General features: G+C 68.0%; 14 protein-coding genes. 7 read left to right on the top strand and 7 right to left on the bottom strand.

Features of this window, described 5'->3' with window-relative positions:
- Nucleotides 1–37: 37 nt before the first annotated feature.
- On the top strand, nt 38–1,099 hold the full coding sequence (locus tag IBX18_RS34065) for a M48 family metallopeptidase (RefSeq protein WP_373889247.1): 1,062 nt from the start codon (nt 38–40) through the stop codon (nt 1,097–1,099).
- Between the two features lie 45 nt (nt 1,100–1,144).
- Here IBX18_RS34065 and IBX18_RS34070 read toward each other — a convergent pair whose 3' ends face one another.
- On the bottom strand, nt 1,145–1,792 hold the full coding sequence (locus IBX18_RS34070; RefSeq protein WP_194837572.1) for a DsbA family protein: 648 nt from the start codon (nt 1,790–1,792) through the stop codon (nt 1,145–1,147).
- A gap of 213 nt (nt 1,793–2,005) precedes the next feature.
- On the opposite strand from IBX18_RS34070, the gene IBX18_RS34075 reads away from it, so the two are divergent.
- The 4 genes from IBX18_RS34075 to IBX18_RS34090 are packed head-to-tail and all read left to right on the top strand — an operon-like array spanning nt 2,006 to nt 5,425.
- Nucleotides 2,006–3,241 carry an NAD(P)/FAD-dependent oxidoreductase gene (locus IBX18_RS34075; protein WP_194837573.1) on the top strand — a complete coding sequence of 412 codons (1,236 nt, stop codon included), beginning with the start codon at nt 2,006–2,008 and terminating at the stop codon, nt 3,239–3,241.
- Nucleotides 3,241–3,642, top strand: a complete 402-nt coding sequence (locus IBX18_RS34080; RefSeq protein WP_107654746.1) for a YciI family protein — start codon at nt 3,241–3,243, stop codon at nt 3,640–3,642. Before IBX18_RS34075 ends, IBX18_RS34080 begins: the two co-directional genes overlap by 1 nt.
- Nucleotides 3,639–4,883: an RNA polymerase sigma factor gene (locus IBX18_RS34085; RefSeq protein WP_194837574.1), complete on the top strand. Its 1,245-nt coding sequence runs from the start codon at nt 3,639–3,641 to the stop codon at nt 4,881–4,883. The genes IBX18_RS34080 and IBX18_RS34085 overlap by 4 nt, the downstream gene beginning before the upstream one ends.
- 56 nt (nt 4,884–4,939) lie before the next feature.
- Entirely contained in the window at nt 4,940–5,425 is a 486-nt protein-coding gene (locus tag IBX18_RS34090; protein ID WP_194837575.1) for an NUDIX domain-containing protein, read from the top strand.
- A gap of 6 nt (nt 5,426–5,431) precedes the next feature.
- On the opposite strand, the gene IBX18_RS34095 is transcribed toward IBX18_RS34090, so the two are convergent.
- Nucleotides 5,432–6,268 carry a phosphoribosylaminoimidazolesuccinocarboxamide synthase gene (locus IBX18_RS34095; RefSeq protein ID WP_194837576.1) on the bottom strand — a complete coding sequence of 279 codons (837 nt, stop codon included), beginning with the start codon at nt 6,266–6,268 and terminating at the stop codon, nt 5,432–5,434.
- Between the two features lie 112 nt (nt 6,269–6,380).
- Between IBX18_RS34095 and pepN the strand changes: the two genes are divergently transcribed.
- Nucleotides 6,381–8,960, top strand: coding sequence for an aminopeptidase N (gene pepN, locus IBX18_RS34100; protein ID WP_194837577.1), 2,580 nt, complete (start codon nt 6,381–6,383; stop codon nt 8,958–8,960).
- Nucleotides 8,961–9,024: 64 nt separating this feature from the next.
- On the opposite strand, the gene IBX18_RS34105 is transcribed toward pepN, so the two are convergent.
- The 4 genes from IBX18_RS34105 to IBX18_RS34120 all read right to left on the bottom strand — a co-directional run bounded on the left by IBX18_RS34105 (nt 9,025) and on the right by IBX18_RS34120 (nt 11,207).
- Entirely contained in the window at nt 9,025–9,828 is an 804-nt protein-coding gene (locus IBX18_RS34105; protein WP_194837578.1) for an SDR family oxidoreductase, read from the bottom strand.
- A gap of 179 nt (nt 9,829–10,007) precedes the next feature.
- A complete protein-coding gene (locus IBX18_RS34110; protein WP_306796535.1) occupies nt 10,008–10,472 on the bottom strand; it encodes a DUF5130 domain-containing protein in 465 nt (154 codons plus the stop codon).
- On the bottom strand, nt 10,459–10,764 hold the full coding sequence (locus tag IBX18_RS34115; RefSeq protein WP_107660122.1) for a hypothetical protein: 306 nt from the start codon (nt 10,762–10,764) through the stop codon (nt 10,459–10,461). The genes IBX18_RS34110 and IBX18_RS34115 overlap by 14 nt, the downstream gene beginning before the upstream one ends.
- Nucleotides 10,765–10,835: 71 nt before the next feature.
- A complete protein-coding gene (locus IBX18_RS34120) occupies nt 10,836–11,207 on the bottom strand; it encodes a MerR family transcriptional regulator (protein WP_194837579.1) in 372 nt (123 codons plus the stop codon).
- Between the two features lie 59 nt (nt 11,208–11,266).
- Here IBX18_RS34120 and IBX18_RS34125 point away from each other — a divergent pair, with 59 nt between their 5' ends.
- A complete protein-coding gene (locus IBX18_RS34125; protein ID WP_194837580.1) occupies nt 11,267–12,037 on the top strand; it encodes an alpha/beta fold hydrolase in 771 nt (256 codons plus the stop codon).
- On the opposite strand, the gene IBX18_RS34130 is transcribed toward IBX18_RS34125, so the two are convergent.
- A complete protein-coding gene (locus IBX18_RS34130) occupies nt 12,034–13,635 on the bottom strand; it encodes a glycoside hydrolase family 13 protein (RefSeq protein WP_194837581.1) in 1,602 nt (533 codons plus the stop codon). The genes IBX18_RS34125 and IBX18_RS34130 overlap by 4 nt on opposite strands.
- Nucleotides 13,636–13,638 lie beyond the last annotated feature (3 nt).

Genomic DNA, 13,638 nt, shown 5'->3' on the forward strand with positions numbered 1-13,638 from the left:
CCGCTCCCGCTCCCAGCAACTGAATAGAGTTCATTCCATGCAGCCGCACGAACCCCAGCCCCCTCAGACGGGCCCGCACGCCGACCCGTATGCCCCGGCCGGGTGGGCGCAGGCGCAGGACGCGCCCTACGGCTCGCCGCCGCCCTACCCCGTTCCGCCCGCCTACGGCCCCTACCCCGGTGTTCCCGTCCCGCCCAACATGCCGCCACAGCAGCAGCCGCGTGGACTGTCCCCGTTCGGCATGCCTGCCCGGCACAGCTGGGAGATCCCGATGCTCATCGTGGTGGTCACGCTGACCGTCGTGGCCTACGCGATCGCGGTGCTGTTGCTGGTGACCGGCAGTGTCGATCAGTACGTGCTGCTGCTGGTGTTCGCGCCGCTGCTCATCTGGTTCGGCCGCGGCATTCTCTATTCGACCCAGCGCGTGAACGGCGTCAAGATGTCGCCGACCCAGTTCCCCGAAGGTCACCGGCTGGTGCTCGAGGCGGCCGCGCGATTCGGCATGGCCAAGGCGCCGGACGCCTACGTGGTGCTCGGCAACGGCCAGATCAACGCGTTCGCCAGCGGGCACGGGTTCCGCCGCTTCGTGGTGGTGTACAGCGACCTGTTCGAGATCGGCGGCGCCGCACGGGAACCCGACGCGCTGGCCTTCATCATCGGTCACGAGGTGGGCCATATCGCGGCGGGCCACGTCTCGTACTGGCGCCAGCTGGGTATGTTCCTGGTGCCGTTCCTGCCGATCATCGGCAACTCGCTGATCCGCGCGCAGGAGTTCACCGCCGACAATCACGGCTATTGCAACCGGCACGTCGGCGCGCCCGGGGCGATGAGCACGCTGGCCGCGGGCAAGTACCTGAACAAGCTGGTCGGCTTCGACGAGATGGCCGACCGGGCGGCGCTGGAGAAGGGCTTCTTCGTCTGGATGGTCAACGCCATGTCCTCGCACCCGGTGCTGACCTGGCGCATGTGGGCGCTGCGCGACCGGAGCCGGCACGGCAAGCTCTGGTTGCGGCCCACCCCGCCCGCGGGCGCGGTGCCCCCGGCATACCCGAGCTCCTTCGGCCAGACACCCGCGCTGCCGCCGAAACCCGTTCCGTAGCAAGCAGGTGCGAGTGCCACACGTACGCGGCACTCGCACGATCGCTCAGTCGAACTCGGGGTCTTCGGTGCGGGTGCGCTTGAGCTCGAAGAAGTGCGGGTAGTCCGCCAGCGTCACCGCGGCGTCCCACAACTTGCCCGCCTGCTCGCCGCGCGGGATCCGGGACAGCACCGGACCGAAGAACGCGGTGCCGTTGATGTGGATCGTCGGCGTGCCCACGTCGGTGCCGACCTTGTCCATGCCCTCGTGGTGGCTCTTGCGCAGCGCCTCGTCGTAGTCGGTGCTGTCGGCGGCCTTCGCCAGTTCGGCGGGCAGGCCCACCTCGGCCAGCGAATCGGCGATCACCGCGGCGAGGGAGTCCTTGCGCGAGTCCCGCTCGTACTCGGCGCGACGGTTGTGGATACGCGTGCCCATCGCGGTGTAGAGCGGCGACAGCACCTTGTCGCCGTGCGCCTGTGCGGCGGCGATGGCGACGCGGACCGGGCCCCAGCCGGAGGCCAGCAGTTCCCTGTACTGGTCGGGCAGGCCCTCCCGGTTCTCGTTGAGTACCGCCAGGCTCATCACGTGGAATCGGGCCTCGATGTCGCGGACCTGCTCGACCTCGAGGATCCAGCGCGAGGTGATCCAGCACCAGGGGCACAACGGGTCGAACCAGAAATCGGCAACGTCTTTCGCGGAGCCTTGATCACTCACGGCGGGTCCTCTCGAATCGGATATTCGACGGCGGTGGCTGTGTCCGATGATGTCGCTCGCTGCGCGCGCGCTGGTGCCCCGCCGCTATACCGAACCAACCACACCGGTGCCCGATTCGTTCCCAAGCGGTGCCCGCGTTTTCGGGAGATGCCGCCGCCCACCCCAGTAGGGTCTATTCGCAGGAGTCCGGTTCCCTCTCGACAAGGAGTCCGAATGACCTCGGATGAGCATTTCGTCATCGTCGGCGGCGGACTGGCTGCGGCCAAACTGGCGGAGGCCTTGCGCGCCAACGACTTTCCCGGCTCGGTGACGCTCATCGGCGCGGAGGAATGGCTGCCCTACGAGCGACCACCGCTGTCCAAGGACCATATGGCGGGCAAGAAACAGCTCGCCGAATTCACCTGTGAACCGCGTCAGTGGTACCGCGACCATCGCGTCGAGGTCCGGGTCGGCACGACCGTCGAAGGCCTCGATCGCGACGCGAAGACGGTCTCGCTGCCGGACGGTTCGACGGTGTCCTACGACAAGCTGGCGCTCGCCACCGGTTCGTCCCCGCGCACCCTGTCCATCCCCGGTGCCGACGCGCCCAACGTGTACACGCTGCGCACCATCGAGGACTCCGACACCCTGATCGAGCTCTTCGCGAGCGCCGCACAGCGCATCGTGATCATCGGGGCAGGCTGGATCGGCTTGGAGGTCGCCGCGGCGGCCCGCGCCGCCGACCTCGAGGTGTCCGTCGTCGAGAGCGCGGAGCAGCCGCTGCTCGGGGCCCTCGGACCGGAAATGGGCGAGGTCTTCGCCGAGCTGCATCGGTCGCACGGGGTCGACCTACGCCTCGGGGTTCAGGTCAGCGAGATCACCACGAAGGAAGGGATCGGGACCAGGCTGGCGAGCGGGGTGAAACTCGCCGACGACACCGTGCTCGATGCCGAGGCCGTGCTGGTCGCTGTCGGTGCCAAGCCGAACATCGACTTGGCCGCCGAGGCGGGACTCGACGTCGACGGGGGTGTGCTGGTCGACGAACACCTGGCGACCAGCGACCCGGACATCGTCGCCGTCGGTGACATCGCCGAACAACAGCATCCGATACTCAACCGCCGAATTCGCGTGGAGCACTGGGCAAACGCGCTCAACCAGCCCGCCGTGGCCGCCGCGACCATGCTCGGCAAGGAAGCCAGTTACGACCGGCTGCCCTACTTCTTCACCGACCAGTACGACCTGGGCATGGAGTACACCGGCTACGCCGCCCCCGGTGACTACGACCGGGTGGTGACGCGCGGCGATGTCGGCAAACGCGAGTTCGTCGCGTTCTGGCTCGACTCGGACAACCGGATCCTCGCGGGCATGAACGTGAACGTCTGGGACGTGACCGACCGGATCAAGGAACTGATCCTCGCCGGCGAACCGGTCGACCCGGACGCGCTGGCCGACACCTCGAAGCCCTTGTGATGAAGTACATGCTGCTGAAGACCTACACCGCCCCCGCGTTCTGCGACACACCGATCAACGAATGGTCCCCCGAAGAAATCCAGGCGCACATAGACTTTCAGCGCGCCCTCGGCGAGCAATTGGCCAAGTCGGGTGAGCTGGTAGATGCGCAAGGGCTCGCCGGCCCGACCGAGGCCCGCATCGTCAGCTCCGACGGCCGCTCGGCGCCGGTGGTGACCGACGGACCGTTCCCGGAAACGAAGGAATTCCTGGCCGGGTACTGGATCGTCGACGTGGACAGCCCGGAACGGGCCTACGAGATCGCCGCGAAAGCCTCGGCGGCACCGGGGCCGGGTGGCAAACCGATCGGCGAATACATCGAGGTGCGGCCGGTGCTGAGCGCCCCGGCCAGCGACCTGTGACCAACCGGCGAGTGGTGCCCGACGACACACCGCTCCCGGCGAGGGCCGAGGACCTGTTGCGCGAGTTGGCGCCACAGGTCCTCGGTGCGTTGGTCCGTCGATTCGGTGATTTCGACACCGCGGAGGACGCGCTGCAGGAGGCCATGCTCGCGGCCGCGACCCAGTGGCCGGTGGACGGTCTTCCGGACAATCCGCGCGGCTGGCTGATCCAGGTGGCGCAGCGCCGGATGGCCGACGCGGTGCGGGCCGAGGTGGCCCGGCGGCGCAGGGAGACAACGGCCTTCGACCGCGACGTGCCCGACGCGATGCCGGTCGAGCACGACGACACCCTCGCGATGTTCTTCCTCTGCTGCCATCCCGCGCTGTCCTCGGCCAGCGCCATCGCGCTCACGCTGCGGGCGGTGGGCGGGCTCGGCACGGCGGAGATCGCGCATGCGTTCCTGTTGCCGGAAGCGACCATGGCGCAACGGATCACGCGGGCGAAGAAGAAGCTGGCGACATTGGACCGGCCGTTCGCGCAGCCTGGGGGTGCCGAATGGCATGCTCGGCTCGGCACCGTCCTGCACGTGCTGTATCTGATCTTCAACGAAGGCAGTACCAGTACGTCCGGCCCGGAGTTGCAGCGCGCGGACCTGTCAGCTGAGGCGATTCGGCTCACCCGCGCCGTGCATCGAATGCTGCCCGACGATACCGAGGTCACCGGCCTGCTCGCGCTCATGCTGCTCACCGACGCCCGGCGTGCCGCCCGCACCGGCGCCAAGGGCGAGCTGATTCCGCTCGCCGAGCAGAACCGCGCGCTGTGGGATCGCACGCAGATCACCGAGGGCGTCACGTTGGCGACGAGCACACTCGCGCAAGGACTTTCCGGGCCGTATCAGATCCAGGCGGCCATCGCGGTACTGCACGCGCAGGCCGCTAGCGCCGAGGAACCCGACTGGACCAAGATCCTCGCGCTGTACGGCCTGCTCGAAAAGCTTTCGGACAACCCGATGGTCACGCTCAACCGGGCCGTCGCGATCGCGATGGTGCACGGGCCCGCAGCCGGGCTGGACCTCGCCGCGACCCTCGACGATCGGCTGGCAGGCAACCACCGGCTCGACGCTGTCCGCGGCCACCTGCACGAAATGGCGGGCAATCCCGACGCCGCCATCGCCTGCTACACCGCCGCGGCGGGCCGCACCCCCAGCGCGCCGGAGAACCACTACCTCACCCTTCGCGCCGCCCAGCTCCGGCATCGCTGAGCGGCTCGCTCGACGGTTGCCGCAGCCATTGCGACTCGTACGGCAGACTGCATGGGGTGACGGATAAGACCAGTGCGGGCGTTTTGGTGTTCCGGCGGCGCGACGGCGCGGACGTCGAGGTGCTGATCGGGCATATGGGTGGGCCGTTCTTCGCGCGCAAGGACAGCGGCGCGTGGTCCATTCCGAAGGGCGAGTACGAGCCGGAGCTGGAGGACGCGCGGGCGGCGGCCAGTCGCGAGTTCCACGAGGAGCTCGGCCTGTTCGTGCCGCCCGGCGACTGGATTCCGCTCGGCGACGTGCGGTACGGCAGCGGTAAAGGCAAGAAGACGGTCACCGTCTGGGCTGTCGAGGGCGATCTGGACCCGGCCGACGTGGTGCCGGGCACCTTCGAGATGGAGTGGCCGCCGCGGTCCGGTCGGATGGCGAGCTTCCCGGAGATCGACCGCGCCGACTGGTTCGACCTGGCCACCGCGCACGACAAGCTCGGCACCGGCCAGCGACCGTTCCTCGACCGGCTGAAGGACTACCTCAGCGAGGCCTGAGTTCGCCTACTGCGACACACCCGTCCAGGCGCGGCCGGTGACGAGTTCGTATGCCTCCCGGTACTTCTGGCGGGTGACCTCGACGATGTCGGCGGGGATCTCCGGGCCGGGCGGCTCCTTGTCCCAGCCGGTGGAGGTGGCCCAGTCACGGACGAACTGCTTGTCGAAGGAGCGTTGCGCGCGGCCGGGTTCCCATTCGGCGGCGGGCCAGAAGCGCGACGAGTCGGAGGTCAAGACCTCGTCGCCGAGGGTGAGAGTGTCACTGTCCCAGCCGAATTCAACCTTGGTGTCGGCGACGATGACGCCGCGCTCGGCAGCGTGCGCCGCACCGCGAGAGTAGATGTGCAGGGTCAGGTCGCGGAGTTTTTCGGCGACCTCGCGGCCCTCCTGGTTCACCACATCCGCGAAGGTGATGGACTCGTCGTGCCCCTCGGACGCCTTGGTGGTCGGCGTGAAGATCGGCTCGGGCAGCTTGTCGCCCTCGCGCAGGCCTGGCGGCAGCGCGACGCCGGACACCGAGCCTTCCCGCTGGTACTCCTTCAGTCCCGAGCCGACCAGGTAACCGCGGGCGATGCACTCGACCTGCACCATCTTCAGCGGCTTGACCCGGATCGCGCGACCGGCGAACTCGGCGGGCACCTCGGTGGCGGAGACCACGTGGTTGGGCACGTCGGTGAAGTAGTCGAACCACCAGTTGGACAGCTGGGTCAGCAGCGCGCCCTTGTCCGGGATCGGCGTCGGCAGCACCACGTCGTAGACCGAGACCCGGTCGGACGCGACGAGCAGCAGGGTGTCGCCGTCCTCGTAGAGGTCGCGCACCTTGCCGGCGTGCACATGCTTCACTCCGCAGCTCCGATCCTGGATAGGGTTCAGTAAAAAGTCCCGCGCGGGCAACCTTACCCAGGTGGCATCGTGGGGAACGCCCGAGCTAGTTCTTCGAACCCGAAGGAGCCCTATGTCCGCACCGAACCTGACTCGCGACCAGGCGATCGAACGCGCGTCGACAGTGACGGTCGATAACTACCGCATCGACCTGGACCTGACCGACGGTGCGGGCAAACCGGGCGAGCAGACCTTCCGCTCCCGGACCACGGTCACCTTCGCCGCGACGCCGGGCGCGAGCACCTTCATCGACCTGGTGGCCCGCGGCGTGCGGTCGGCGGTGCTCAACGGCACCGCGCTCGACGTCTCCGGCTACGACGAGTCCACCGGGATCACGCTGCCCGACCTGGCCGAGCGCAACGAGCTGGTGGTGGAGGCCGACTGCGAGTACTCGAACACCGGCGAGGGGCTGCACCGCTTCGTCGACCCGACCGACGACTCGGTCTACCTGTACTCACAGTTCGAAACCGCCGATGCCAAGCGGATGTTCGCCTGCTTCGACCAGCCGGACCTGAAGGCCACGTTCGACGTCAGTGTGACGGCGGCGCCGGAGTGGAAGGTCATCTCCAACGGCGCGGTCGTGGAAACCCTTGCGGCGGAACCGGGTAGGCACGTCTTCCGTACCACTCCGAAGATGAGCACCTACTTGGTCGCGCTCATCGCGGGCCCGTACGCGCAGTGGACCGACGTCTACACCGACGAGCACGGCAGCATCCCGCTCGGGATCTACTGCCGCGCTTCACTGGCCGAGTTCATGGACGAGGAGCGGCTGTTCACCGAGACCAAGCAGGGATTCGGCTTCTACCACAACAACTTCGGCGTTCCCTACGCGTTCGGCAAGTACGACCAGCTGTTCGTGCCGGAGTTCAACGCGGGCGCGATGGAGAACGCGGGAGCGGTGACTTTCCTGGAGGACTACGTCTTCCGCTCCAAGGTGACCCGCGCGTCCTACGAGCGGCGCGCCGAGACGGTGCTGCACGAGATGGCGCACATGTGGTTCGGCGACCTGGTCACCATGAAGTGGTGGGACGACCTGTGGCTGAACGAGTCGTTCGCCACCTTCGCGTCGGTGCTGTGCCAGGCCGAGGCGACCGAATACACCAGTGCCTGGACGACTTTCGCGAATGTGGAGAAGTCCTGGGCCTACCAGCAGGACCAGCTGCCCTCGACCCACCCGATCGCGGCGGACATCCCCGACCTGGCCGCCGTCGAGGTCAACTTCGACGGCATCACCTACGCCAAGGGCGCGAGCGTGCTGAAGCAGCTGGTCGCCTACGTGGGGCTGGAGCCGTTCCTCGCGGGTCTGCGGGCCTACTTCGCCGATCACGCCTACGGCAACGCCACCTTCGACGATCTGCTCGCGGCGCTGGAGAAGTCTTCCGGCCGTGACCTTTCCGGCTGGGGCGCGCAGTGGCTCAAGACCACCGGCCTGAACACGCTGCGCCCCGACTTCACGGTCGACGGCGACGGCAACTTCACCTCGTTCGCCGTCCTGCAGGGCGGCGCGGAGCCCGGCGCCGGTGAGCGGCGCGTGCACCGGCTCGCCATCGGCGTCTACGACGACCAGGACGGAAAGCTGGTGCGCACCAAGCGCGTCGAGCTCGATGTCCAGGCGGCCGAGCGCACCGAGGTGCCCGAGCTGGTCGGCGTGGCGAGCGGTCAGTTCGTGCTGATCAACGACGACGACCTGACCTACTGCTCGGTGCGCCTCGACGCCGGGTCGCTGGACGTGCTCGTCAACCGGATCGCCGATATCGCCGAGCCGCTGCCGCGCACCCTCGCCTGGTCGGCGGCCTGGGAGATGACCCGCCAGGCCGAGTTCCGGGCCCGCGACTTCCTCGCACTGGTCCAGCGTGGCGTCGGCGCGGAATCGGAAATCGGTGTGGTGCAACGACTCCTGATGCAGGCGAACCTGGCACTGCGCAGCTACGCCGACCCGGAGTGGTCGGCGAGCACCGGCTGGACCGTGTACGCGGACCGGCTGCTCGAGCTGGCTCGCGAGGCCGAGGGTGGCTCGGATCATCAGCTGGCCTTCGTCAACGCGCTCGCCGCGGCCAAGCTGTCCGCCTGGCACACCGAGGTGTTGCAGGAGCTGCTCGACGGTGACCCGGCGAAGGTCGGTCTGGCCGGGCTGGTCATCGATACCGACCTGCGCTGGCGTCTGGTGATCGCGCTGGCGGCGGCGGGCGAGATCGACGCCGACGGCCTCGACACCCCGTTCATCGACCAGGTGCTGGCCAAGGATCCGACCGCGGCGGGCAAGCGGCATGCCGCCACCGCGGCGACCGCACGCCCGATCGCGGCGGTGAAGGAGCAGGCCTGGACCAAGGTGGTGGAGGACGACACCATCTCCAACATCACCGCCCGCGCGATCGCCGCGGGCTTCGCACCGGCCGGTCAGGCCGAGCTGCTCGCGCCTTACGTGGATCGGTACTTCGCGGCGATCCCCGGCGTGTGGGAGCGGCGCTCCAGCGAGGTCGCCCAGACCGTGGTGGTCAACCTCTACCCGAGCTGGGCGATCAGTGACGACGCGGTCGCGGCAGCCGACAAGTTCCTCGCCGGTGAGCACCCGCCCGCCCTGCGCCGTTTGGTGATCGAAGGCAAGGCAGGCGTCGAACGCGCCCTGCGCGCACGGGTATTCGACAGCCGGTAGCGAACCATGATCAACGGGACATGACGGCTCGAAGCTTGCCGACATGTCCCGTTGATCATGAATGTCACTGGAACAGAGCAGTATTGGCGGTGGCCCACTGGGCGAAGGTGGTGGCGGGGGCGCCGGTGAGGTCGGCGATGATGGTGTTCGCCTGCTGCGGGTGCTCGACCATGGTGGCGAGGCCGTCCACATACCATTCGGCGTATTCGCCCATGGCCGGTGTCAGCTGTTGAATCGCTTCCTCACGTGACACTTTCACCATCGTGAGGGGACGGCCCAGTGCCGCGCCGATCTGGTTGATCTTCTCGGCTCTGGTAAGTGTTTCCGGTCCGGTGAGTTCGTAGGTTTTGCCCGCGTGCCCCTCGGACAGCAGGACGGTCGCGGCGACGCGGGCGATGTCGTCCATCACCAGCGGTGCGTTTGCGGCCTCCGGGTAGGCGTCCGGCAGCACGTCACCGGCCCGGATCTGGTCGGACCAGATGGTGGCGTTCTCGGTGAATTCGCCGGCATAAAGATGCGTCCAGTCGATTCCCGAGTTCTCCACAGCCTGCGCGATCGGCTGCCAGTCGGTGTACTCGTTGCCGGACAGGTCGACGATGTGCCGGACGCCCGCGGCTTTCGCCGCCGCGACGACCTCGTCGATGGTTTCCAGGACCGGGGCGAGATACATCCGATCCACCCCCTCGAAGGCTGCGGGCAACGACGACACCCGCTTCAGGTAACCCTTGACGACCTCCACTCCGGCCGGAAAGTTCGTCCGCTCCGGATGATTCGACAGCGCCCGTACGTCCTGTGCCCCCGCCGCGAGCAGGTGGTCGACCACCATCCGTCCGATATTTCCGGTAGCTCCTGTCACAAGAATTTTCATCTCACCACCCTGCGCGGCGGGCGCACCGAGCGGCAACCCCCAATTCTGGTACTAGCGAAGAGAAAAATTTCCGCGTCTGGGCTTGTGGTGAAGTGCCCGCAAACGCCACCGGCGCGCTCACCCAATGGGTGAGCGCGCCGGAAGCAGCACTCGTGACTCCGCCGCAAGGGCGGGATGGTTCAGCGGCCGATCGCGGCAGCCATCACGCGAACCGCGGAAACCAGGCCGTCGATCAGCTGGCCCTGCCGGAACGAGCTGGATGCGGCGGTGACGCCGAGCTGGCAGACCCGGTCGTTCGCGCGGTCGGCGACGTCGCGGCCGGAGCGGACCTCGATCGCCTTGTCGTTGGGCGAGACCGCGATGAGCACCGAACGGGTCGCCTCGGGGGTGGAGGGGAAGATCGCGTCCGCACCAGCGGCCGGATCGGCACCGAGATCGCCGATGTAGACGTTGAAGCGCACCTTGGTCGCGCGGGTCGCCTCGGTGAGCACGTTGTCCATGGCCAGCCGCTCTTCGTCGCTGAACGGGGCCTCCTTGAACACGTCACCCGCCTCGTGCACGCCGGAGACGCGTCCGCTGGTGGTCACCACATACCCGTGCGGCAGGTCGGACTCGACCACCGCGGGCCACTTAGAATTTGCCACTTGCCCGGCCTCCGATCAGCTCCGCCTTGGGGGCTTCGAGCGCCGCATGATGACCATGCGCCGACTCCGCGTGGTGGCCGTGCGACTCCTCGGCCCTTTCGTGGTGAAATGCGTTCGTCACCTCGTCGGTCGCACTCCACAGCACCGGCGCCGCCGTCCACTGCTGACCGAGGTCGTAGTGAGAAGGCTTCTCGCCGGGGAGTGGCTTACCGAGATACGACAATCCGGCAATCGCGCCGTAGACCACCAGCGGGATGCCGAGGAAGATCAGCACTGTCTCGAGAATGCTCACGGTCCAACGGTAGACGATGCTCTGTAGTAGTTCCTCTTCTGGTCGCACTGTAACTGTTTCGTGTCGGGTCGCTACCCGGCCGAGGAAGCCGCTTTCGCGCGGGTCGCGTTCAGATAGCAGGTGAGGATGTCCCTGGTCTCCGCGAGACAGTCGATCTTCGCCTCGACGGCGGCCAGTTCGCGGCCGAGCACCGCGAGCATGTCCGGGTGCGGCTCCAGCTCCGGGGCGGGGCCGTGCGCACACGGCAGGATGTCGCGGATCACCTCGGTGGACAGTCCTGCGCCGAGCAGCGCGCGGATCTGGGTGACCACGCCGGGCACGTCAGTGCCGTAGTTGCGATAGCCGTTGGCGTCGCGGTCCGCCGAAATCAGGCCCTGCTCTTCGTAATAGCGCAGCAGCCGCGGCTTCACGCCGGTCCGCGTCGCCAGTTCTCCGATCCGCACGAGATCCGCCTCACACAACGATTGACCTTCTCATCCATGTGAGACTTTAGCGTCGCGGCATGACCACTTCCCTCTCCACCCTCGTCCGCGGCACCGGCCCCGGTCTGCTGCTCGCGCACGGGGCGAGCAGCGATATCCAGGACAGTTTCGGACCGCTGATCGACCTGCTTTCCCGTGAATACACCGTCGTCGGCCCGGACTATCCCGGCTCCGGCGCGACGCCGCGGGCCGAAAAGCCGCTCACCGCAGACGAACTCGCGGACCAGCTGGTTGCCGCAGCCGACCGGGCCGGGCTGGAAAGCTTTGCGGTGCTCGGCTTCTCCACCGGCTCAGCGATCGCGGTGCGGGTCGCGACCAGGCACCCGGATCGGGTGCGCGCCCTCATCCTGTCCGCCGGTCTGGCTCGGCCCAACCCGCGGCTGCAGCTGATCGTCCAGACCTGGCGTGACCTGGCTGCTTCGGGTGACATGCGTTCCCTCGCAGCGTATCTGGCACTGATCGGCTGGAGCGCGCGGTCGCTCGACGAGCGGTCGGCCGAGGAGCTGGGCATGCTGACCGAGGCGATCGCGACCGGGCTACCCGACGGCGCCGACGACCAGCTCGAGCTGCTCAGCCGGATCGATGTCCGGGCCGATCTCGGACAGCTCGCGGTGCCGACGCTGGTTGTCGCGGGCGCCCACGATCAGGTGGTCTCCCCCGCGCACGCGCGAGAACTGGTGTCGGGCATCGTGGGTGCGCGATATGTCGAACTCGACGCCGGGCACGCACTCGCCGATGAACGACCGGACGAGTGGGCGCGGGCCATGCTCGATTTCCTCGCGAGCTGCTAGACCAACCAGGCGGCCGTGTTCGGCGGCAGCTGGCCACCGTCGAGCGCGGCGCTGGCCAGCAGCACGTCGCCTGGTGGCAACTGGGTGGGTGTGTTCGACGCGTTCAGCACACAGACCAGGCCACCCTCGCGGCGGAAGGCGAGGCACCCGGGCGGGCTGCCGTACCACTCGATCCGGTCACCGCTGAATTCCGGTCGCAGGCCACGTAATTCGATGGCCATCCGGTAGAGCGAGAGGGTGGAGCCGAGTTCCTCGAGCTGCGCTTCCACGGTGCGTCCGGCCCAGTCGGCCGGCATCGGCAGCCAGGGTGTGCCGGTGGTGAAACCGAATGGGGGTGTGGTGCCCTCCCATGGGATCGGCACCCGGCAGCCGTCGCGGCCGCGTTCGGTGTGCCCCGACCGTTCCCACGCCGGGTCTTGCAGTACCTCGTCGGGTAGGTCGTCCACGTTCGGCAAACCGAGTTCGGCGCCGTTGTAGATGAAGACCGTGCCGGGCAGCGCGAGCTCGACCAGCAGCATCGCGCGGGCCCGCGCTTCACCTACCGCGCCGCCGCCGTAGCGGGTGACTTCCCTGGCGATGTCGTGGTTGGACAGCGTCCAGGTGGGTGCGGCCGCGACCGGCGCGACCGCGGCGAGCGAATTGTCGATCGCCGCACGCACGTGGTCGGCGTCGAAGTCGGTCTTGGCCAGCCGGAAGTTGAAGGCCAGGTGTAGCTCGTCGGGGCGTAGGTACTCGCCGAATCGAGTGTTGTCGTTCACCCAGACCTCGCCGATCGACACCGCGTCCGGGTAGTCGTCGAGCACCTTGCGGATGCGGCGGTGGATCTCGTGCACGGCGGGGTTGTTGAAGCGCGGATCGTCGTCGTCGTTGGACAGCATGCTGGACTTGGCCACCGCCATGTCGGGCAGTCCGACCGGTTTCGCCATGCCGTGCGCCACGTCGAGGCGGAAGCCGTCGACGCCGCGGTCGAGCCAGAACCGCAGGGTCTTCTCGAAATCGGCGGCGACCTCCGGGTTCTCCCAGTTCAGATCGGGCTGCTCGGGCGCGAAGATGTGCAGGTACCACTGGCCGGGCGTGCCGTCGGGCTCGGTAACTCGGGTCCAGGCGGGGCCGCCGAAGATGCTCGGCCAGTTGTTCGGTGGGGCGTCGCCGCCGGGGCCGCGCCCGTCCCGGAAGAGGTAGCGAGCTCGTTCCGGGCTGCCTGGTCCGGCTTCCAGTGCCGCGAGGAACCAGGGATGTTCGTTGCTGGTGTGGTTCGGCACCAGGTCCATCGTGATCTTGATGTGGCGCAGGTGCGCCTCGGCGATCAGCTCGTCCATCGCGGCGAGGCCGCCGAACAGGGGATCGATATCGCGCGGGTCGGCCACGTCGTAGCCGCCGTCGGCCATCGGCGAGGTCATCACCGGACACACCCAGAGCGCGTCGATGCCGAGCAGTTCGAGGTAGCCGAGTTTCTCCCGGACGCCACCGAGGTCACCGACCCCGTCGCCATCGAAGTCCGCGAATGATCGGGGATATACCTGGTAGAAAACGGCCGACCGCCACCATGGTTGCTTGGTGCGATCCACCGGCACCGGCACGGCGGGTGTATCAGTCACACC

Source organism: Nocardia sp. XZ_19_369 (assembly GCF_015355715.1).
Classification (GTDB): Bacteria; Actinomycetota; Actinomycetes; order Mycobacteriales; family Mycobacteriaceae; genus Nocardia.

Coding starts and splice junctions, on each gene's coding strand:
- IBX18_RS34065 (WP_373889247.1), top strand. CDS start 38: ATGCAGCCGCACGAACCCCAGCCCCCTCAGACGGGCCCGCACGCCGAC.
- IBX18_RS34075 (WP_194837573.1), top strand. CDS start 2,006: ATGACCTCGGATGAGCATTTCGTCATCGTCGGCGGCGGACTGGCTGCG.
- IBX18_RS34080 (WP_107654746.1), top strand. CDS start 3,241: ATGAAGTACATGCTGCTGAAGACCTACACCGCCCCCGCGTTCTGCGAC.
- pepN (WP_194837577.1), top strand. CDS start 6,381: ATGTCCGCACCGAACCTGACTCGCGACCAGGCGATCGAACGCGCGTCG.
- IBX18_RS34105 (WP_194837578.1), bottom strand. CDS start 9,828: ATGAAAATTCTTGTGACAGGAGCTACCGGAAATATCGGACGGATGGTG.
- IBX18_RS34125 (WP_194837580.1), top strand. CDS start 11,267: ATGACCACTTCCCTCTCCACCCTCGTCCGCGGCACCGGCCCCGGTCTG.